This is a genomic window from Peribacillus sp. FSL E2-0218 (genome assembly GCF_037992945.1).
Lineage (GTDB): Bacteria > Bacillota > Bacilli > Bacillales > DSM-1321 > Peribacillus > Peribacillus simplex_B.
This window is the reverse complement of record NZ_CP150304.1, coordinates 1,612,228-1,633,050: the sequence shown is the minus strand read 5'-3', so window position 1 is coordinate 1,633,050 and position 20,823 is coordinate 1,612,228. Positions and strand designations below refer to the sequence as shown.

General features: G+C 44.2%; 21 protein-coding genes. All 21 read right to left on the bottom strand.

The window, feature by feature from the left end; translation table 11 throughout:
- Positions 1–7 precede the first annotated feature (7 nt).
- The 21 genes from MHI53_RS07890 to MHI53_RS07790 all read right to left on the bottom strand — a co-directional run bounded on the left by MHI53_RS07890 (position 8) and on the right by MHI53_RS07790 (position 20,712).
- Positions 8–781 (bottom strand): RNA-binding protein, encoded by a 774-nt coding sequence (locus MHI53_RS07890; RefSeq protein ID WP_340373170.1) that lies wholly within the window; start codon positions 779–781, stop codon positions 8–10.
- Positions 782–903: 122 nt separating this feature from the next.
- Positions 904–1,170: a YggT family protein gene (locus MHI53_RS07885; RefSeq protein ID WP_061144554.1), complete on the bottom strand. Its 267-nt coding sequence runs from the start codon at positions 1,168–1,170 to the stop codon at positions 904–906.
- Positions 1,171–1,176: 6 nt separating this feature from the next.
- On the bottom strand, positions 1,177–1,641 hold the full coding sequence (locus MHI53_RS07880; RefSeq protein ID WP_340373169.1) for a cell division protein SepF: 465 nt from the start codon (positions 1,639–1,641) through the stop codon (positions 1,177–1,179).
- Between the two features lie 21 nt (positions 1,642–1,662).
- Positions 1,663–2,334 carry a YggS family pyridoxal phosphate-dependent enzyme gene (locus MHI53_RS07875; protein ID WP_061144552.1) on the bottom strand — a complete coding sequence of 224 codons (672 nt, stop codon included), beginning with the start codon at positions 2,332–2,334 and terminating at the stop codon, positions 1,663–1,665.
- A gap of 2 nt (positions 2,335–2,336) precedes the next feature.
- Positions 2,337–3,164 carry a peptidoglycan editing factor PgeF gene (gene pgeF, locus MHI53_RS07870; protein ID WP_340373168.1) on the bottom strand — a complete coding sequence of 276 codons (828 nt, stop codon included), beginning with the start codon at positions 3,162–3,164 and terminating at the stop codon, positions 2,337–2,339.
- A gap of 56 nt (positions 3,165–3,220) precedes the next feature.
- Positions 3,221–3,490, bottom strand: coding sequence for a YlmC/YmxH family sporulation protein (locus MHI53_RS07865; RefSeq protein ID WP_061144550.1), 270 nt, complete (start codon positions 3,488–3,490; stop codon positions 3,221–3,223).
- 225 nt (positions 3,491–3,715) lie between these two features.
- Positions 3,716–4,495, bottom strand: coding sequence for an RNA polymerase sporulation sigma factor SigG (sigG, locus tag MHI53_RS07860; protein ID WP_034313871.1), 780 nt, complete (start codon positions 4,493–4,495; stop codon positions 3,716–3,718).
- 149 nt (positions 4,496–4,644) lie between these two features.
- On the bottom strand, positions 4,645–5,364 hold the full coding sequence (sigE, locus tag MHI53_RS07855) for an RNA polymerase sporulation sigma factor SigE (RefSeq protein ID WP_061144549.1): 720 nt from the start codon (positions 5,362–5,364) through the stop codon (positions 4,645–4,647).
- Positions 5,365–5,422: 58 nt separating this feature from the next.
- Positions 5,423–6,349: a sigma-E processing peptidase SpoIIGA gene (gene spoIIGA, locus MHI53_RS07850; RefSeq protein WP_340373167.1), complete on the bottom strand. Its 927-nt coding sequence runs from the start codon at positions 6,347–6,349 to the stop codon at positions 5,423–5,425.
- A 420-nt stretch (positions 6,350–6,769) separates the two neighbouring features.
- The gene (ftsZ, locus tag MHI53_RS07845; RefSeq protein WP_340373166.1) at positions 6,770–7,927 is read right to left on the bottom strand and encodes a cell division protein FtsZ; all 1,158 of its coding nucleotides are present in this window, start codon (positions 7,925–7,927) and stop codon (positions 6,770–6,772) included.
- Positions 7,928–7,971: 44 nt separating this feature from the next.
- Complete coding sequence (gene ftsA, locus MHI53_RS07840) at positions 7,972–9,273, bottom strand: cell division protein FtsA (protein WP_340373165.1); 1,302 nt, start codon at positions 9,271–9,273, stop codon at positions 7,972–7,974.
- A 245-nt stretch (positions 9,274–9,518) separates the two neighbouring features.
- A complete protein-coding gene (locus MHI53_RS07835) occupies positions 9,519–9,884 on the bottom strand; it encodes a small basic family protein (RefSeq protein ID WP_100534042.1) in 366 nt (121 codons plus the stop codon).
- Positions 9,884–10,594 carry a DUF881 domain-containing protein gene (locus tag MHI53_RS07830; RefSeq protein ID WP_340373164.1) on the bottom strand — a complete coding sequence of 237 codons (711 nt, stop codon included), beginning with the start codon at positions 10,592–10,594 and terminating at the stop codon, positions 9,884–9,886. The genes MHI53_RS07835 and MHI53_RS07830 overlap by 1 nt, the downstream gene beginning before the upstream one ends.
- 42 nt (positions 10,595–10,636) lie before the next feature.
- A complete protein-coding gene (locus MHI53_RS07825) occupies positions 10,637–11,329 on the bottom strand; it encodes a DUF881 domain-containing protein (protein ID WP_340373163.1) in 693 nt (230 codons plus the stop codon).
- Complete coding sequence (locus MHI53_RS07820; protein ID WP_340373162.1) at positions 11,316–12,098, bottom strand: FtsQ-type POTRA domain-containing protein; 783 nt, start codon at positions 12,096–12,098, stop codon at positions 11,316–11,318. The genes MHI53_RS07825 and MHI53_RS07820 overlap by 14 nt, the downstream gene beginning before the upstream one ends.
- A 131-nt stretch (positions 12,099–12,229) precedes the next feature.
- On the bottom strand, positions 12,230–13,138 hold the full coding sequence (murB, locus tag MHI53_RS07815) for a UDP-N-acetylmuramate dehydrogenase (protein WP_100534038.1): 909 nt from the start codon (positions 13,136–13,138) through the stop codon (positions 12,230–12,232).
- Positions 13,139–13,487: 349 nt separating this feature from the next.
- Positions 13,488–14,588, bottom strand: coding sequence for a stage V sporulation protein E (gene spoVE, locus MHI53_RS07810; RefSeq protein ID WP_340373161.1), 1,101 nt, complete (start codon positions 14,586–14,588; stop codon positions 13,488–13,490).
- A 149-nt stretch (positions 14,589–14,737) separates the two neighbouring features.
- A complete protein-coding gene (gene murD, locus MHI53_RS07805; protein WP_340373160.1) occupies positions 14,738–16,090 on the bottom strand; it encodes a UDP-N-acetylmuramoyl-L-alanine--D-glutamate ligase in 1,353 nt (450 codons plus the stop codon).
- Positions 16,091–17,068 carry a phospho-N-acetylmuramoyl-pentapeptide-transferase gene (gene mraY / locus MHI53_RS07800; RefSeq protein WP_340373159.1) on the bottom strand — a complete coding sequence of 326 codons (978 nt, stop codon included), beginning with the start codon at positions 17,066–17,068 and terminating at the stop codon, positions 16,091–16,093.
- 90 nt (positions 17,069–17,158) lie between these two features.
- The gene (locus MHI53_RS07795) at positions 17,159–18,631 is read right to left on the bottom strand and encodes a UDP-N-acetylmuramoyl-L-alanyl-D-glutamate--2,6-diaminopimelate ligase (RefSeq protein WP_340373158.1); all 1,473 of its coding nucleotides are present in this window, start codon (positions 18,629–18,631) and stop codon (positions 17,159–17,161) included.
- Positions 18,632–18,789: 158 nt separating this feature from the next.
- The gene (locus MHI53_RS07790; protein ID WP_061143459.1) at positions 18,790–20,712 is read right to left on the bottom strand and encodes a stage V sporulation protein D; all 1,923 of its coding nucleotides are present in this window, start codon (positions 20,710–20,712) and stop codon (positions 18,790–18,792) included.
- Positions 20,713–20,823 lie beyond the last annotated feature (111 nt).

Here is a 20,823-nt window from a genome sequence, read left to right as displayed (position 1 = left end):
TCTTGAATTATTTTTGCCTGCCTAACGAGATTCTCCACTTATCCTTCTTGGTTTTTCCATCTATCGACAGTATCTTGCACCTGCCAAACCCCCTGATGGATAACGTATCCCCCTCGCGGCATTCTTCAGAAACATTTTCCGTTTGCTTGAAATTGACCTTCACTTTACCTGACGTTACCAGGGCTTGCGTTTTTTGGCGGGAGATATTCAGCACGGCAGAAAGCACACTATCCAGCCTTAGGGAACTGACGGTGGTGACTTGTTCTTCCCATTTATCTTGGACTTGGATGATATTCCCGATAGGAAGCCGTTTTATGGCAACGGAAGCTTTACCGATCTTCTCCAGGTTCCCAGTGAGATAGGCATCCATCTCCTCGGCCGCAATAAATTGAATATGCTCCTCCGTCACGATTATATCGCCGAATTTTTCACGTTTTACCCCAAGTGACATCAAGGTTCCAAGTATTTGCCTATGTTCAAGCGTAACAAACTTTTTTGGATAGGAAATATCGTATAAGGAGATATTGAAATCCGATGGTTCAGGAGAGTAATAATCAGGGTAAATGAGCACACGTTTTCGCTCAACGAATTCGCTCCCGCCGTTGAATTGCAGTTTGGCATCCGGATCATTTCCCAATAAGGAAATAAGGATTTCCTGCTGTCGCGGATCCAGAAAGTCAGATAATTTCGGAGCGTAAGAATCTTTCACCTGATCGATCCAATTCATTGCCTGGTCAATGAATTCTTTTTCCTCCGGCCTGAAATGCTGATAAATACTCATGATTGTATAATTGCTCCTTAATTATCAAGATAATGATTGATCTAAACATGCTTTCTTCCTTCGTTGCCACTACACAGCTGAGAATCTTCCGGCTGTGTAGTTTCGTTCTTTGCCGGTTGTGGTTAACCTACCAGCGTCTGAAGGTAATGAATGCCATACCCACTTGCGAAGTTAAGCACCAGAAGGGCCACAAGCGGTGAAAGATCGATCATGCCAAGTGGTGGTATGAACTTTCTGAAAGGCTCTAAATATGGTTCGCAAATCGTTTCCAGGAATTGACCGATGGATGTCTCCCTTGCATTTGGAAACCATGACATCAATATGTATACGATTAATGCCATTGAATAAATTTCAATTAAATAATATAAACCTTGAAGCACTAAACCCATTAATCATTACCACCTCGCTTCTTCATACTCCTCATCGACGGCAAATCCGGTAATATTACCGGAAACATCGACGTTGTCAGGGGTACATAAGAATATATCTGTTCCGATTTTTTGGATATCCCCGCTGATTGCATAGACAGTCCCGCTAAGAAAATCAATGATCCGCTTTCCTTGATCATGCTGAATCCGTTGAAGGTTCACGACAACAGCCCGCCTATTCTTCAGATGGTCGGCTACCTCCTGGGCTTCTGCATAGGCACGAGGCTCCAATAATACTACTTTAGAAGATTTCTGGACGCTTTGCAAACTTACGATATTCTGATTGCCATTAGTCCCTGCAGAAACTGGCTGCTGCTGTTTAGTTGACTTCACGGTTTTTCGTTCAGCCTCCTCTTCTTCCATCACTTCATCCTTGTACTCATACTCATCATCCAGTGCGAAATAAGATTTAAATTTTGATACGAACGACATCTTTAGCGTACCTCCTTAAAATTATTCGCCTACAAGTGCTGTGCCAATCCTGATCATAGTAGCGCCTTCTTCGATGGCAATCATGAAATCATTGGACATCCCCATGGATAATTCCGTGCATGGTGCATGCGCGAGCGCAGCATTTTGGATTTCCACCTGCAGATTTTTCAGGTTCCGGAAGCACTGACGTAAAACTTGTGGATCATCCGTCAAAGGAGCCATCGTCATCAATCCTGCAACCTTCACCTTATCAAAACCGGCTAACCCCTTTATGAAGCTCATTGCTGCCTCTGGGTCCATGCCATGTTTGGATTCCTCACCCGAAACATTCACCTGCACTAAACAATTTATCGGCTCTTTTGCGCGTTTTTGAATTTCTTCCGCTAAAGAAATTCGGTCCAGTGAATGGATATAGGTGATTTTATCAATGACATTCTTCACTTTTCGCGTCTGCAAGGAGCCAATATAATGCCAGTTCGGCTTGTCCTGCAGTATTTCGTATTTATTCAGGAGCCCTTCGTCACGGTTTTCACCTAAGTCGCTGATTCCCGCTTCCAAGGCTTCCTTCGCCCTCTCGATCGAAACATATTTTGTCACGGCGATCAACTTTATATCTTCACGGCGCCTGCCGCTATTTTCACATGCTATATTTATCTTTTCTTCGATGTTTTTTAAATTGTCCAATACTTTCACAATTACCTTAAATCCTCCTTCCAACCGATAAAGCTCATTAACCTGCCTGTTTTCCCGTTATCACGGCGATGTGAAAAAAACAAATCGTGATCGCAGCTTGTGCAGTACGATGTAATCTCAATTTGACTGTTTGGAATTCCCGCTTTCTGAAGAACCAAAGAATTGAGTCGCTTAAGATCTAACTGATATTGTCCTTCACTGATTAAATTATATGGCTTTTCGTCATTATCTTCCAGCAAATTCTGCACCAAATCTATGACTTTGTCATCAACAACATAGCATTTCGAGCAAATGGACGGTCCTATTACAGCAAATATCTCCGCTTCCTTTATACCCTCTCTTAGCCATGCTTCAACCATTTTCCGGGCAATTCCGTTTACACTGCCCTTCCAGCCTGCGTGCGCCACCCCAATCATACCATGCGCCGGAGCAAGAAAGTATAGGGGCACGCAGTCTGCGTAGCACATTGTCAAAAGAACATTATGATCCTTCGCATAAAATCCGTCTGTGCCTTTAAAGGCTGAATGATAATCCGTTGCGCCTCTGCCGCCATCAAGCCTGTTCACTTGCAATATTTGCGTTTCATGCGTCTGTTCCGCCCCTACCCAGCCATCTAGGGAAAATGACAGCTTTTCTGCCAAAATCCTGCGATTCCCCTGGACATCTTCAAGGCGATCCCCGACATGGAAACCGGTATTCAATGTTTGAAAATCCCCTGAACTGACTCCCCCATTTTTCGTGGTGAAGCCCGCTACGAGCTGGAGATTTTGCTGTCTCCAGCTGTCAATGAGCATATATTGATCATCTATTAAAACAAATGGCTCTTTCATGCTTTTAACCTCTTCATTTTTAGTCTAGTGTATCATAGATTTGTGCACTTCACCCCTTAAAACCGTTCATCTTTCAGTTCTGCCTGAAATACCGTCTGATGTTCAACAAGAATGACATCTGCGCCGATTTTTTTTATCTTGCGCCATGGAATCACAATATCCTGTTCCCTGCCGAAGAACCCCATTAACCTGGTGCCATTTGAAACGACGATTGCCTCAATTTGCCCTGTAGACGTATTGATTTCAAGATCCGACATATTCCCAAGTTTCTTTCCATCTGCTATGTTGACGATATCCTTGATCTGAAATTCGGAAATTCTGGTCATCCCACTCAGCTCCTCACAATTTCATCATAGATGAAGGTCCTCTTCACATGTATATGACATGATTCACTCAAGGATGAAGAATACGATAAATAAACGTTTCGCCCTCCATCTCCTCCCTTATGCATTTTCGACAAAATAAAAAAGCCGCTACGGATAAGTGGCTTTGGGCGGGTAATGAACATTGCTTCACTACCCGCTTAAGCTACCTTTTCTCATGCTCAGCTTCTACTGTTGGATATTTTTATTCATTTGCTTTATTGCCGCCTTTTCCAACCGGGACACCTGCGCCTGTGAAATGCCGATTTCTTCGGCTACCTCCATTTGCGTCTTCCCTTGGAAAAACCGTTTCCGAAGGATCATTTTTTCCCGGTCATTCAACCGTCTCATGCCTTCGTTAATAGCTATTTCATCAATCCACGTACTGTCTTTATTTTTCTCATCACTCAGTTGGTCGAGTACATAAATCGGATCCCCGCCATCATTATAAATCGGTTCAAAAAGTGAAACTGGATCTTGTATCGCATCAAGTGCAAAAACGATTTCTTCATGAGGTACTTCCAACACCTTGGCGATTTCTTCAGCTGTCGGCTCACGAAGGGTCTGGCTTATGAGCTTTTCTTTAACCTGCAAAGCTTTGTAAGCGATGTCTCTTAAAGAACGGGAAACCCGAATCGGATTATTGTCACGAAGATATCTTCGGATTTCTCCAATAATCATCGGTACAGCATATGTTGAAAACTTAACATTTTGACCTAAGTCAAAGTTGTCTATCGACTTCATTAACCCTATACAGCCTACCTGAAATAGATCATCCACATACTCTCCCCGATTGTTAAAGCGCTGAATGACGCTTAGAACGAGTCGAAGATTCCCGTTTACCAGTTTTTCTCTTGCTGAAATATCGCCATCTTGCAGTTCTTTAAAGAGTTTTCTCATCTCTTCATTCTTTAAAACCGGTAATTTTGATGTATCCACACCGCAGATTTCAACCTTATTACGAGACAAAATTATTCCCTCCTCACAGGAGCGCTGTACAAAAAACAGTATTTCCGCGGGAGGGAAAAATATGCACTTGGCTAGAACAGAAAATCACCATAATTTTTCATATCGTTGCCAAAGTATTGATTTAATTGGCATTTAGGTGCTAATTTTTTTTACACCATTTTATTAAATTCCTTTCGAAGCCTCTTGATGATCCGTTTTTCCAAACGTGAAATGTATGATTGGGAAATTCCAAGCATATCGGCAACATCCTTTTGTGTTTTCTCTTCTCCGCCTGCCAGGCCAAACCTGAGTTCCATTATTTGTTTTTCGCGTTCAGATAGCTGCGTGAGTGCCTTCGTCAGCAGCTTGCGGTCCACATTCGCTTCAAGATCTTTCGTGATGATGTCATCGTCAGTGCCAAGGACATCCGATAGCAGAAGCTCATTCCCATCCCAATCGATATTCAATGGTTCATCAAAAGAAACTTCAGAACGGATTTTGTTATTCCTTCGTAAATACATCAAAATCTCATTCTCGATGCATCTCGAGGCATATGTAGCCAATTTTATTTTCTTCTCTGGATTGAATGTATTCACGGCCTTTATTAAACCGATGGTGCCTATGCTGATGAGGTCTTCGATATTGATGCCCGTATTTTCAAATTTCCTGGCGATATAGACGACCAACCTTAAATTACGTTCGATCAAGATCGATCGTGCAGCTTCATCGCCATTCGGCAATTTGTTGATCAGTATTGCCTCTTCTTCCTTCGAAAGGGGCGGCGGCAGCGCTTCACTCCCTCCAATGTAATGTATTTCGTCCGTCTTCAATCCAAGCTTGAACAATAGTTTGTACCAAAAATAAGTGAGCCGAAGAATGAGTTTCTTCAAAATAATTCTCCCTTCTAATAAACGGATTATGGATCGGATGTTAGAGTGAATCAATGGTTCAGGAGGCATTTTGCACCGGGATGCCGGTTAACATTTTCGGGTGAACGATAGATTGATAGCTGTTGTCGGGAGAGAGTTTCGAAAAGGTGAATGAAACGAGCCCTTGCTTAACGTGATATTCTTTTTCCCCTTGAACGATTTTGATGGAATCCGGCTTGATAGCGGTCAAAAGCTGATGTTCATGCCCCACCACCTTATAAGGGATGACCCGCATTCGTCCAGTCCATGAATAATCAGGTTGTTCTTCCTGCTTGATCAGATTATCAGGGTTTTTAAAGAGCTCTAGCATATCGTCAGGAATGCCCGATTCCCCTCCCGATAGAGAAATGATCATCACAGGGGAGCGTGAAATCGGATCATATAATTGATTCCCTGTATCCACCAGTCCGTGGAATGTCCCTTCGAAGTCAGATATCTTAACCGAAATCATAACCATTTGTTCATGTGTAAGCTTTGTCATTTCCATCCCTTCAAGTGTACGCTTGGAAAATTGCCAAGCAAGCGGGAATCCGATCATTACGAATATCCAGCTGACAGGATCGCCAAAACGATTGATTCCTGCATATTGACCGGGGTCTTTGGCTACGATTTGAAATTCGAATAAATAATGAAGGCCCAGGAGGATTCCCCCAGATAAAAACGTCACAAAGTATAAAGTGGCCACCGATTTCATGAAAAGCTTTAACCTATTAAATCCAAAGGTGGCCAGCACCATGACCAGGGATACAAAAATCTTCATGTACACTCGGTCCGCCATTGCATAAAAAGGAGTGAATGCCAATACGATAATGAAGGAACCGATCAACCCGCCGATGCATACCCGCCAAAGAGCGACCCTTCGTTTGAGAATGATTGCGGTCCCATATAAAAGGAGGCAGTCAAATAACCAATTCAACAACCAGATCACATCTAAATATAAGGTCAAACACCCTCCCCTCCCTTTAGGAACTAACCTTCCACTAGCAAAAAGTATAGCGTACCTGGCCTTGGAAAGTGTGTCACTTTTTGTACCGAAAACTTAAGAGTTTTTCAGTCATTTTTACCCTTTTTGTAGAAAAACAGCTCTTGAAATTTTCCAATACTTTCCGAGAGACTATCCTGCCCCCTTTTACTTCTGTCGATTTATGTTTTAAAAGTTTAAGATTTTCAGAGATCCCTCCCTTTTTCCTTTATATTAATGAAGGTCCCAGCCCGGAAACGGCTCCCTTGCAGAAATCATTTAAAACATCATCCAAGAACCTATCCAGGTTTCAACCTGGAAGATATTTGCGATAGCCGCAAGAAGTTGAAAACGGGGCCATAAAAAAAACCGTTCCCAGCGGGAACGGTTTTTTAGCCGGTGATATTAACGGCGTCTATTGCGGTTACGGAGAAAAGTTGGAATATCCAGAGCCTCTTCGCCTTGGTTCGCATTGCGCGAAGGCTGCTCATTGACTTCTTCCCGCTTCACTTCACGCTTCACATTAGTCTGTGGCGCTTGCTGTGTCTGCGGCCTTGATTGCTGCTGCTGTCCAAGTGTTGGACGTCCAGAAGGGCGTATGGAAGCTTCCACTTCGTTAAACCCTGTTGCAATTACCGTCACGACGATTTCATCTTTAAGGTTCTCGTTGATGACTGAACCAAAAATCATGTTTACGTCCTGATCGGATGCAGTAGCGACGATATCGGCTGCTTCCTGAACTTCGAAGAGGCTTAAGTTCGTTCCGCCGGTGATGTTCATCAGTACGCCTTGGGCACCATCAATCGATGTTTCGAGTAGCGGGCTGGAAATGGCTTTCTTCGCCGCTTCTGCCGCACGGTTTTCCCCTGAGGAAATCCCGATGCCCATAAGCGCCGAACCTTTGTTGGACATGATGGTCTTAACATCGGCAAAGTCCAGGTTAATAAGACCGGGAACCGCAATTAAATCTGAAATCCCTTGTACACCTTGACGAAGTACATTGTCGGCCTCACGGAAAGCTTCAAGCATCGGAGTGCTTTTATCGACGATTTCAAGGAGACGGTCGTTTGGTATGACGATCAGTGTATCGACCGATTCCTTCATGGATGAAATGCCGCCTTGTGCTTGTGTTGCCCGTTTTCTGCCTTCAAAGGTAAATGGACGTGTGACTACACCAACGGTAAGCGCGCCTAAATCTTTAGCAATGCCCGCGATGACAGGAGCAGCTCCCGTTCCGGTTCCGCCACCCATTCCAGCGGTTACGAAAACCATATCGGCACCCTTAAGCGCTTCTTCGATCTGTTCTTTGCTTTCTTCAGCAGCCTTTTTCCCCACTTCAGGATTGGCTCCAGCACCCAATCCGCGTGTAAGCTTTCCGCCGATTTGCATTTTGATTTCAGCTTTTGATAGATTAAGAGCCTGGGCGTCAGTATTGACAGAAATGAATTCAACACCTTGCACGCCATGCTCGATCATTCTGTTTACCGCATTGTTTCCGCCGCCGCCAACACCTATTACTTTTATCGTTGCTAATTGTTCTAAATTAGAATCAAACTCCAACATGACAATCCTCCTATTTTGACGAAATTCCCGATTCTTAATGATTGTTATTCAAAAAAGTAACCTAGGATTTTTTTGAATTTAGATTCACCTTTTTCACCTTGTTTTTTAGCCGCTACGTTCTCTTTGTTTTTCTGAGAAACCTTTTGGCTGCGCTGGTCATTCTCTTCTTGCGTTTGACCGGCTGCTACAGGCGTTTTATTAGCGGTGTTTTTTTGCATTCTCTCTTTCTTGCATGCATGTTTAATCAAGCCGACTGCAGTCGTATATTGGGGTTCCCTGACACCGATGTAATTCGGTTCGGCCGTCCTTACACGGTTTTGGAACACATATTGAGCGAGCTCCAGGACTCCCGGCATTTTGACAACGCCACCGGTCAATACGAAACCGCCTGGAATATCCTGAAAGCCAAGTCTCCTCAAATCATCTTGAATCAACTCGAAAATTTCGGTCAATCTCGCTTCAATGATATCCGAAAGCATTAATTGATTGCAGGGCTGCTGCTGGTCGCTGCCGATGATCGGTATTTGGAATACTTCATCTTCGGACGCGTCATCATAAAAGGCATGGCCATGCTTTACTTTTATTTTCTCAGCCTCCTCCATCGTTGTCCTAAGAACGATGGAAAGATCCTTCGTAAGTGTTTCCCCGCCTATAGGTATCACAGACGTATATTGTAAATAGCCTTGTTCGAATATTGCCAGCGTAGTGGAACCCCCGCCAATATCGACAAGCGCCACCCCAAGTTCTCTTTCATCCTTGGATAAAACAAGGGAACCTGCCGCCAATGGCTGCAGGGCGATATCGGTTATTTCTAACCCAGCCCTTTCCACACACCGCAGCGTATTATGTAAGATTGTCCGAAGACCTGTGATTAAGATCCCTCTCATTTCCAAGCGAACGCCGATCATGCCTCTTGGATCGCTGATCTCATCAAGTTCATCAACTTTGTAATGGATGGGCACCACGTCGATAATCTCCCTGTCGGATGGGATCGTAATTAACTCCGCTGCTTCCCTAACACGGAAAACGTCATGCTCCGTAATTTCTTTATTATCACTGGATACCGCTACTACCCCATGACAAGGCTGCAGCGTCACGTGATTTGCACTTATGCCGACGATTACGTTTTTTATCTCCATCCCTATCATACGTTCTGCTTGCTCGACAGCCTTTTGGATGGATTGGACGGTTTCATCAATACCGACGATCGAGCCCTTTTTGAGCCCTTCTGATTTAACATTTCCTACACCGATTATATTTAATGTGTCATTGACCATTTCCCCAATGATAACTTTTACACTGGATGTACCGATGTCAAGACTTACGTATATTTCATTGCTGTTCATTCTCCATGGCACCTCCTTCAGTTTTATACATGTTTTAGTAGAATAACATTTTTATATCGAAAGACCTATTCATTATAGAATAACTGAACTGATTTCACCAACTCGTGAATGTCATAATAAGCGGTACATTTCGTAGATTTCTCACTTTAAGCTGCACATTGTTCGCTTCTCGTCATAATGGAGAAATCTGCTAAACTGGATACTGCATAAACTATTCGTCATTTAAGATGTGATTCCCTTTAAAATTATAGATTTTTTTTCTGCTTTTTACGGGAATCGGACCATTTTTCAATCAGTATTCTTCTGATCATGGCGATATTCTGAAACAGTCTTACGCCGAATACGAAGATAGCGGCTAAATATAAGTCTACACCAAGATGTACACCTAGAAAAGCCAAACCTGCGGCAAGAATTATATTAAAGAAGAATCCGGTTACGAATACGACTTCATCATAAAGACCTTGCAAATGGGCCCTGATGCCTCCAAATAAGGTATCAAAAGCCGCGAGCACGGCAATGGAAAGGTAATTTGAATATTCATGGGGAATATCCAAATCGACCAAAAAGCCGAGGGTGACCCCAATCAGGAGACCAAAAACTGGAAGCCACATTACGAATCCCCCCCATCCATGATGGGCATCATGTGTTCCACTTTTACATCATTTTGGTAGGCAGGCAATGTCAATTCACGAGAAGGCACCTTTATTTGCAATTCGAAGTTATCGATGAAAAAATCATCCATTAGTTCCGAGCCTTCAATACGCTGCTTTAATTTCTTTGGATCATCCGTCATTACCAGCAGTTCGACCGGGTAATCGGTTAACGGATATCCGTCCATTTTCGGCTGTCCATTTATATCACGAATGACCGATGTCGTTATGTACCTTTGACCAGCTATGGAAATGTCGTCCGCCCCATACCTATGCATTTCATTAAGGAGCCTGATTAACAATACCGGGGAAATATACTCGATCCGCTTGCCAAGTAAAATCCCTTCCTTAATCGGTTGAATGGACACGATTACACCTTTACCCTTTATTTCGGTCAAACCAGCTTCAGTCTTTAATTCAGTCAGGGTCTTTCGCAGCAATTCTTCCTTGCTTTCATTTCTCTCGGTTTCATAGGATGCTACTTTCCCTTCGAGCTTACTGATGCCATCTATCAATTCCACTTGTGCTTGCTGTTCTTTCAATAAATCATTTTTCAGCTCCCACATATCCCTTGTATCGGAAACGACAGGTTGATTCACCAAATTGAATTGGATGGCGAGCATGAAGCCCGCAATCAAAGTAAGCAAACTAAAAGAAAGCTTTTTTTTCATTTCCAGTCTCTCACCAATCTTTCATCGAATCCAGGAAACTGATCACCCTCCAATAATGGGGTCAAACATGATATTCTTTTTCTTTTCCATAGTAAAGATGATATTTTCGTCAACCAGCTGTTCCTTTATGCCTCCAGGAAGGTCGAGGGAAGCCCCCAGGACATCCGGATCCCCGATTGCAGTAATGATGAATGGAGCCGGATGCTGGTGTCCATCGACTGTGATGACTGGTCCATTACAGATTATATAGGAATCATGGTTCAATCTCTGACCGTTGATCGCAACAGCCTCTGCACCTGATATGTATAATTCATTTACAACCTTGAAGACATGCTGTTCATGAACCAAGTAGTTATTGACATTGGCTGCCGGATCCACATTCGCACCATCGTCAAGGGTTACCTGAAGGCCTGAACCTGTCACCTTCACTTTCCCGAGAAACATCCGGTATTTCTCCGTATCTTTGGCCAAATTGAAAAACTGCTGCTTTTCCTGGGCCAGATCTTTTTCTATCCTGGATACGGTTTCCTGCTTTTGAAGCAGTTCCTTCTGAAATTCCCGGTTCTTGGTCTCTTGTTCAATCAGTTGCTGCCTAAGCTCATATTCTTGATTCCATGCCTTGTCCTCACTTACTCCCCGATTATCCTTAGCCAGATTGTAAGAGAAGGCAATCATAAATCCGAGCACCAGGCAAACGAGGGATAGCACCACCCGTTTGCCATCAATTTTGCTCATTCGTGTCTTCCTTTTGTTCCGCATTTTTATACGCTTTAAAATAAGAACCCACTTCCAGATCGATGACTCCCTTTACCTTTGGATCCAACTGACTGACGATTGATGGGTAGTGGATCATTTTCTCGAATAACGTCCGGCTTGTCGCGTTCACTTCGAACCCATCGTTCATGAACATGACGATATGGTAGGCGTCGGTTTTGGTTGGAGCATAATGGATTTCCGAAATGGCATTTTGAATTTCGACAGGAAGCTTATCCAGCTCTTCTAAGAGCAACTTTAATGCTTTACCCTCTTTGAAACCAATTAAAACCGGGGCATATACTGGAATTTCCCCTGTCGCTAACTCCTCCAGGACGGTCCCGTTCTCCAAAATGGGGGCATACTTCCCATTATTGGACAGGTATGCCATCTTGTTATGCTCGGATACCGTAATTTTAATCGAATTAGGAAATACAGGTGTTACCTTGGCACTTTTTATTTCCTGGTTTTTTTTAATATTGGCTGCCGCTTTCCCTGTATCGACCTTCCAAATGCTTCGATCTTTCTTCACCTTGCTCAATTCAATGATTTGCTTGGAAGTGGTATATCGATTCCCTTCCACCTGAACGGTTTTCACATAGCTTAGCGGGGATAAGAAGTATAGTACGCATGCAACCAGAATGAAGAAAAGGGAAAGCAACAGAACCAGCCGTTTGTTTGCTTTGCTTTTTCTTAATTGTTTTAATTTCGGGATGCGGTCCTCAATGGAAACGATTTTCCCCTTTTCCATCCCTTTCACCTCTTCCTGAAAAAATGGATGGTTTTTATACAATACGAAATCACGACACACTCTAAGTCCGTTTATATGAAACTTTAAAAGGTAACACATTATAACACAAAATTTGGATATATTGCATCCTATTATTTACGGCCGATAATTTCGACTTCTGTTTCCATTTCAACTTCAAATTTATCATATACAGTATCTTTCACATGCTGTATCAAGGCCTGAACATCCGCTGCACTCCCATTACCCGTGTTGACGATAAAGTTACCGTGCATTGGGGAAATTTGCGCTCCGCCAATCGAGTGTCCCTTCAGACCGGCATTTTCCACTAATTTACCGGCATGATGCGGTAGTGGATTCCGGAATATGCTGCCTGCACATGGCAGGTTATACGGCTGCGTATCCTTGCGGTAATTTTTGTTATCCTGCATTCTTGCAACGATTTCGGTTTTATCTCCCTCGGTCAATTGGAACACGGCTTCCAACACGATACCAGGTCTTTTCTTTTGAAGTACGGAAGTTCGATAAGAAAACTCCATTTCCTCCTTCGAAAGCCAAGCTAAAGAACCATCCTCAAACAGAACATGCGCTTCCTTGAGAATCTCACTCATATCGGAACCGTGTGCACCGGCATTCATATAGACAGCTCCGCCGACGGAACCTGGTATCCCACTGGCAAATTCCAATCCTGCATAGCCTTTTTTACTGATCTGAACAGACAAGCTGACAAGTGAAACACCAGCTCCAGCTTTGATTTCCGTTCCATTCATCTCGATATGATCAAGGCCTCTGCCCAATTTAAGCACGGCACCCTCAATTCCCCCATCACTTACAAGAAGGTTGGAGCCCCTGCCAATAGCCCGCCACGGTATGGCATGCTCTTTGATGATCTGCATCGTTTTTTCTATATTTTCAACGGAAGATGGCACGATGAATAAATCAGCGGGCCCTCCTATTTTCATAGTTGTATGATTCGCAAGCGGTTCTTGTTCAAGAACCTTGCCGATTTTCATTTCAGTTAATTGCTTTATCACTTTATCCATGATAAACCTCCTTGTTGTTCCCATAATTCCAAATCATGATTTTCATTTCCTCTTTCATGAGGTCACTGTTTTTTCCGAGAATGATGACATCTTGCATGTAAAAGCATATAAAATGAACAGAAGCAAGCGCCTATGCGGCCTGACCCTCTTATACTATAGTCTAAACAAAGCTGTATTGCCAATATTTATTGTGGATTCGCAAACATTCATACATGGTAATATTTTATTGGCATTTCATTTATTTCTAATTTAAGCCAAGGTTCCTTCACCCTTCATTTCCTGCAAAGGCTTTCAACCTAAAAAGGGAAGCCCCGCGTGTGACAGGGCCTCCCTTTTTTGTGAAATTCTCTTAAAACCTTGAGTAGCGGCTAATGTTCAATAGTACCCCAATCGCCATCAACATGAGTGTAAGCGATGAACCACCGTAGCTTAACAGGGGCAGGGTGATGCCGGTAACTGGCATCAAGCCCGTCACGACCCCGATATTGATCATCACCTGGATGGCGACCATGGCAATGATCCCCACCGCTACAAGGCTGCCGTATAAATCAGGTGCCCCAAGCGCTATCCTAATCCCTCTCCAAAGCATAAGCGCAAATAACAGAATGACGAGAGAGCCGCCGATGAATCCCAGCTCCTCGGAAAGGATCGCAAAAATGAAATCGGTCTGCGGCTCTGGTAAATAGAAAAATTTCTGCCGGCTTTGCCCGAGGCCAAGACCGAACAATCCACCCGGACCGATCGCATAAAAGGATTGAATCATTTGAAAGCCGCTTCCCAAAGGATCTTCCCACGGATCCAAGAAAGATGTGATCCTTTTTATCCTGTAGGGCGCTGACAAAATCAAACCGATGAAGCCGGCTACGCCGATCAGCCCCAAGCCAACAAAGTGGCTGATTTTTGCTCCGGAAATGAAAATCATGACAATGCATGTTCCCACCATGACCGTTCCCGTTCCAAGGTCGGGCTGTAACATGATCAAGCCAAATGCCAAAAACACTAACCCTAAGGATGGAAGCATCCCTTTTTTAAAGGAGGTGATGAGCTTTTGCCGTTCGGATAAAAACTTGGCTAAAAATGCGATCATCGCCAGCTTCATGAACTCGGAGGGTTGGACCGAAAAAGCCCCTACGCCAATCCAGCTTCGTGAACCATTTCTTGCCATCCCTATTCCTGGCACCAATACTGCAAGCAGCATGATGAAACAAATGATGATCAAGATCTTGGCCCAGGTCCTCCATGTCCAGTAATCCACATTCATGATGAAAAACATGGCGATGACCCCGACGCAGGCGAACAGCAACTGTCGCTTTGCAAAATAAAAGGAATCATCAAATTTATATGTTGCCCAAATGGCACTTGCGCTGTAAACCATGATTAAACCAACGGTCAGAAGAGTTAAGGTGACGATAATGAGAATGAGATCAGGATTCGATTTTTTAAATGGCACGGACATCCACCTCGAGGAAGTTTTTCGAGCCTGTACGAATATAAAAATCAATGCTGCACTATAGCCAAAAAAAAAGCGATAACGGCTCATTATCGCTTTTTTCCAAGGTGTCAACGTAGAAGCAGATTCACTTCTTTCTGCGAAAGCTGTTACTTAAGTTTATGCACGGCCTCCATAAACATGTCTCCTCTTTGCTCAAAAGTTTTATATTGATCCCAGCTTGCACAAGCCGGGGAGAGAAGAATACAGTCGCCTTCATTAGATAATTCAAATGCAGCCGGTACGGCCTTTTCTACATTATCGACACGTTTTATATTCGTTATTCCTATTTCTTTAGCTATCCGCTCAATCTTTTCTGCCGTTTCACCAAACGTTATCACGGCCTTGACATTTTTCATGGCCGGTTTTAACTCATCGAATTCATTGCCGCGGTCCAATCCGCCCGCCAAAAGGATGACAGGTTCAGAAAAGGATGTCAATGCTTTGGATGCTGCTAGGATGTTCGTCGCCTTCGAATCATTATAGAATTTACGGTTTTCGATCATAGCTACGAACTGCAGGCGATGCTCCACGCCATAAAATGTTTTCAGGACTGTCTGGATCGCTTCGTTTGCAACATCCTTCAATTTGGCCGCTGAAATGGCTGCGAGCACATTTTCCAAATTGTGTTTCCCAGGAAGGGCTATGTCGGCAATGCCGATGATTTTTTCTCCACGGAAGAAGACGGCTCCATCTTCTACATAGGCACCATTCTCGTTCTTCCCTTCGGTCGAAAAGGGAACGAGCTGAGCCTTGGTCTTTTTCGCCATCGATACAACGGCATCCTGGTCTGCATTATAAATCAAGAAATCGGAGGCTAGCTGATTTTTCGCAATCGCCGCTTTTGCTTCCGCATATTCTTGTTTGGAGCTATGATAATCCAGGTGCGCATCATACAAATTCGTCAAGATGGAAATCTCAGGACGAAACTCCTCTATTCCCATTAGCTGGAAAGATGATAATTCAATGACGATCGAGTCATCCGCTGTCGCCTTTTCGGCCACACCTGATGCGACTGTCCCGATATTCCCGGCGATGAGGGGTGACTTTTCACCGGCCTTCAACATTTCGAATATCAATGTTGTCGTAGTCGTCTTCCCGTTCGTACCCGTAATTCCTATGAAAGGAGCCTCACTGATTTGATAGGCAAGCTCCACTTCCGTAATTACCGGTATCCCTTTTTCCAACGCCCCTTTTATAATCGGATTTCGATAGGGTATCCCGGGATTTTTCACGATCAATTCAAAGCCTTCATCAAGCAGTTCAATCGGATGGCTGCCGCAGATGACCTTGATTCCCTGTTCCAGCAGTCCTTGAGCCTCAGGGTTTTCCGATAATGGCTTCATGTCATTCACCGTCACGAAAGCCCCTAATTTATGTAGAAGCGATGCTGCCATCACTCCGCTCTTTGCCAAGCCCAATACCAATACTTTTTTTTCTGAATACCTTGCCGTCTCTTTCAATTATATCCACACCTCTAAATAGATTCCGAGTACCGCACACAGCAAGCCTACTGTCCAGAAAGTCACGACGACGCGCCATTCGGACCACCCAGATAGTTCATAATGGTGGTGGAGCGGACTCATTTTAAAAATACGTTTACCAGTCGTTTTAAAAGATCCTACTTGCAGGATGACAGAGAGTGTCTCTATGACAAAAACTCCGCCAATGATTACTAACAGTATTTCAAGCTTCGTCAGTAAGGCTATCGTTGCGATGGCTCCTCCCAGGGCCAAGGACCCTGTATCACCCATGAATACCTTAGCAGGGTGGGCATTGAATACCAAAAATCCAAGAACAGACCCTACGACTGCCACCGAAAATATAGAAATGTCGTATTGTGACTGACTCCATGCCAAAATCGCAAAAGCGCCAAAGGCAATGGCTGAAGTTCCTGAGACAAGTCCGTCAAGTCCATCCGTCAAATTGACGGCATTCGAAAATCCGACCAACCAGAAAATCACGATAAATAGATAAAACCAGCCAAAGTCGACGGAAAAGTCAGTGCCCGGGATCGACAATTCCGGATTGAAACGATCTGTCTGCTTGAAGACGAAATAAAAGATGACCGAAATCACGATTTGTCCAATCAGTTTTTGCTTGGATGTCAAGCCAAGGTTCCGCTTCATGACCACCTTGATGAAATCATCCAGGAAACCAAGCAATCCAAACCCTAAAGTAACGAATAATAATAAATAGGTTTCGGTGGAAGGTACCGAAAATTTAAAAGTCATCACCAGCGTGGCGATGGTAACCGATAATAATATCACCAAACCGCCCATGGTAGGCGTTCCCGTTTTCTTCAAGTGCGATTGCGGGCCTTCTTCCCTGATGCTTTGCCCGAATTTCAGCCTTCTCAAAAACGGGATGAAAATGGGCGAAAGAAGTACAGTTACTAAAAACGCCACCAAAATCGTATAAAAAATTACTTGTTCCAACATTCCTTACTCCCTCATTCCTAACACAATTCAAATATAAAATTCTGCTTGTTGTCTTTTCCTGATAGTAAACCCGGCCCATTCACCGTCGGTTCAAACTGTACCGAAACGGCTTCGAATCGCCTTTTCCGCTTCTTCACGGTCATCAAAGTGCAGCACTTCGTAACCGACCAATTGATAGGTTTCATGACCTTTGCCCGCTATTAAAATAACGTCGCCCTCTTCAGCCTTGGAAACGGCATGGATTATTGCCTGCCTCCGGTCTTCGATTACCAAATATTCTTTACCTGCCACTCCAGCTTCCATATCCCGCAAAATCTGGGCCGCATCCTCACTGCGTGGATTATCGGAGGTGAAAATGGGATCTGTCGCCAAGTTGCAGGCAATCTCTGCCATGATCGGGCGCTTTGTCTTGTCTCGGTCCCCGCCGCAGCCGACGATCACAAAAATTTTCTTTTCAGCGAACTCAGCAACGGTCTTGAGGACATTCTCCAAGCTGTCCGGAGTGTGGGCATAGTCAACGATGACTGGAAAGGCTTGATTCACCGTAACGAGTTCAAAACGGCCTGCCACTCCTTTTATCTCCTCGATCGATTTAATGGTGTCATCTATATCGTTGCCTGCGCATAGGGAAGCCGCGATGGCGGAGAGCACATTATATACGCTGAATTTACCAATGAGCTTCAGCTGAATGTAACGTTCTTCCTTACCCGCTGTCAAGATGAATGATGTGCCATTGGCATCAATTTTTAAATCCTTCGCCCTGATATCGGCTTCATTGTCTATACCGTAAGTTACGACTGTAGCAGCCGTCGCTTTAATGAAATCTTCGGTTGCCTCATCATCAGCGTTAAGCACGGCATATTTAGGACGATTTTCTATGTAAGCATTTCCGAGCTGCGAGAAAAACAAGGATTTTGCCTGCTTGTATCTGTCCATCGTTTTATGGAAATCCAAATGGTCTTGTGTGAGATTCGTAAATACGGCAATATCATAGTCGCAGCCATGGACGCGTCCAAGTTCAAGTGCATGCGAAGATACTTCCATTATGGCCGTTGACACAGACGCTTCGGTCATTTCATGAAAAGCCTTTTGCAATGTAACGCTATCGGGCGTCGTATTCTTTGTTTCATAGACCTTATCGGCAATTTTTGTATACATCGTGCCGATCAATCCCGTTTTTTCATGCCGATCCTCGAAAATCTTTTCCAGCAGATGACTGGTTGTCGTCTTTCCGTTCGTGCCGGTGATTCCGATCAAACGCAGCTTTTGCGTCGGATGACCATAGAATGCATCGGCAAGGACCGCCATCGCCCTGCTTGAATCCCTGACGACGATTACGGGTACAGGCAAATCCAGCTCCCGTTCGGCAATGACTGCCGCAGCTCCATTTTCAACAGCGGATTGGGCAAAATCATGACCATCGACCGTATAACCTTTTATACAAACAAATAAACTTCCGTCTTTGACTTTACGGTTATCATTTTCAATGGAGGTGATTTCAGGATTCTCTCCTTCATGGCTAAATAAGGAGTGTAAATAAGATAGTAATTTTTGAAGCTTCATTTTTCCATCCCTCTCAACTTAATTTGAGGATTCATTATATGTGATTAACCTTGGCTTGTCGAGAAACCATTTTTAATTATACGGGGTTATCGCGCCTCCGTAAACAAAGCGGCTGATGATTCTTCAGCCGCTTAAACTATTCATCTATTATATTATACTTAATCTTTATTTTCGCCAAGATAAATTCTTATTGTAGAGCCTTCTTTTACCTTAATGCCCGCATCAGGTGCTTGATTTATGACTTTATCCCCATTTCCGGCTATATCGAGCTTCAAATCCACTTGCTGGGTTTGAAGCTCTTTTCTGCTCATTCCGACCACGTCCGGCACCTCGACCATGACGGGATCCGTCCAGACCCGTTCCTTCTCAATCTGGTTTTTCCTTGGTTTGACGCCCATCGCCCTTAGAGAATCCTCCATGATATTGCCGACGATCGGAGCCGCAACGACACCGCCGAATTGCACCGTTCCTTTCGGATTATCGACCGCGATATAGACGACGATTTGCGGGTCATCGGCTGGAGCGACACCAATGAATGAGAGAATATAATTATTTTCAAGGTAGCGGCCATTTTCCGCTTTTTGCGCCGTACCTGTCTTTCCGCCAACGCGATATGACTCGACGAATGCACCTTTACCGCTGCCTTGCGCCACTACTGATTCAAGAGCTTCACGCACTTTTTTCGAGGTCGCTTCCGAAATCACCTTTTTCTTGGCCTGCGGGGTCTTTCTCATAAGTACTTCTCCCGTTTTTGGGTCAACCAATTCCTTTGCGATATATGGCGTGTATAAAGTCCCGCCATTCACGGCAGCCGATACCGCCGTCACCTGCTGAATCGGCGTTACGGCCACACCTTGTCCAAATGCGGTCGTTGCCTGCTCAACCGGGCCCACGCGATCCATATTGAACATGATCCCTTTTCCTTCTCCGGTTAAATCAATCCCCGTTTTTTGTCCAAACCCGAAATCATTGATATATTTAAATAACTTGTCTTTCCCGAGCCTGTTGCCCAACTCCACAAAACCTGGGTTGCATGAGTTCTCGACAACTTCAAGAAAGGTTTGATCGCCATGTCCTCCGCTTTTCCAGCAATGGAGCGTGGATCCAGCCACCTCAACATGCCCGGAGTCATAAAAATGTTCCCTCTGCAAATCCACCTTCCCTTCCTCCAGCGCTGCAGCAAGGGTGATGATCTTGAAAGTCGATCCCGGTTCATATATGCTCCAAACCGGCAAATTACGGTTATACACTTCGGATGGTACATTTTGAAAATTAGAAGGATCGAAGGTCGGCCTGCTGGACATGGCTAAAATTTCGCCAGTATTGGGGTCCATGGCAATGGCGATAAGACCATCAGGGTCATAGGTTGCCTCCGCATTATCGAGCTCCCTCTCCACGATCGTCTGGATTTTGCTATCGATCGTCAGCTTCAAATTATCTCCATCAACGGGAGGCTTATAGTCATCGGCCATGTTTTCCAGCCTCTTCCCTTTGGCATCCGAATAGAATTTAACAAACCCCTTCTTCCCGCTTAGCTCCTTATCATAGGACAATTCAATTCCCATCAGTCCCTGGTTATCCGATCCCGTGAAACCGAGTACATGTGAAAGATATTCACCGAATGGGTAATGGCGCTTTGAATCCTCAGCGATATACACGCCCTTTATCCCCAATGCTTTTATTTCTTTCGCCTTTTCATGGGATATTTTTCTGCCTTCGGGAATTCTGACGCTCATCGCTTGTTTCGTCAGCCATTGATAAGCCTTTTCCTTGGTCATATCCAATATGGAAGCAAGCTGTCCCGCCGTCTGATCGGGATCTTCAATCTGCCTTGGGATGACATAGACCGTTGGGGCGGAAATATTCGTTGCCAACTCTACACCATTGCGATCCAAAATCTCTCCCCGCTTAGCCTCAAAAGGAATATTCCTGCTCCAGGAATCTTTAGCGAGCCCCGTCAACTTATCACCTAGATAGAATTGTACAATTCCCAAGCGGATATCAATGATAAAAAAAACTACGATACCCACTGCCAATGCGATTGCCAGCCGTTTTCGGACAGTAACATTCGAAACACGCAAAAACAGGCACCTCCATTTCATACATGCTTCAATATATGCTTGTCTACTTGATGCTAGACTAAGAAACCTTCAAAAAAATGAAGGGGGGAACCCGGATGGATTCCCCCCTTC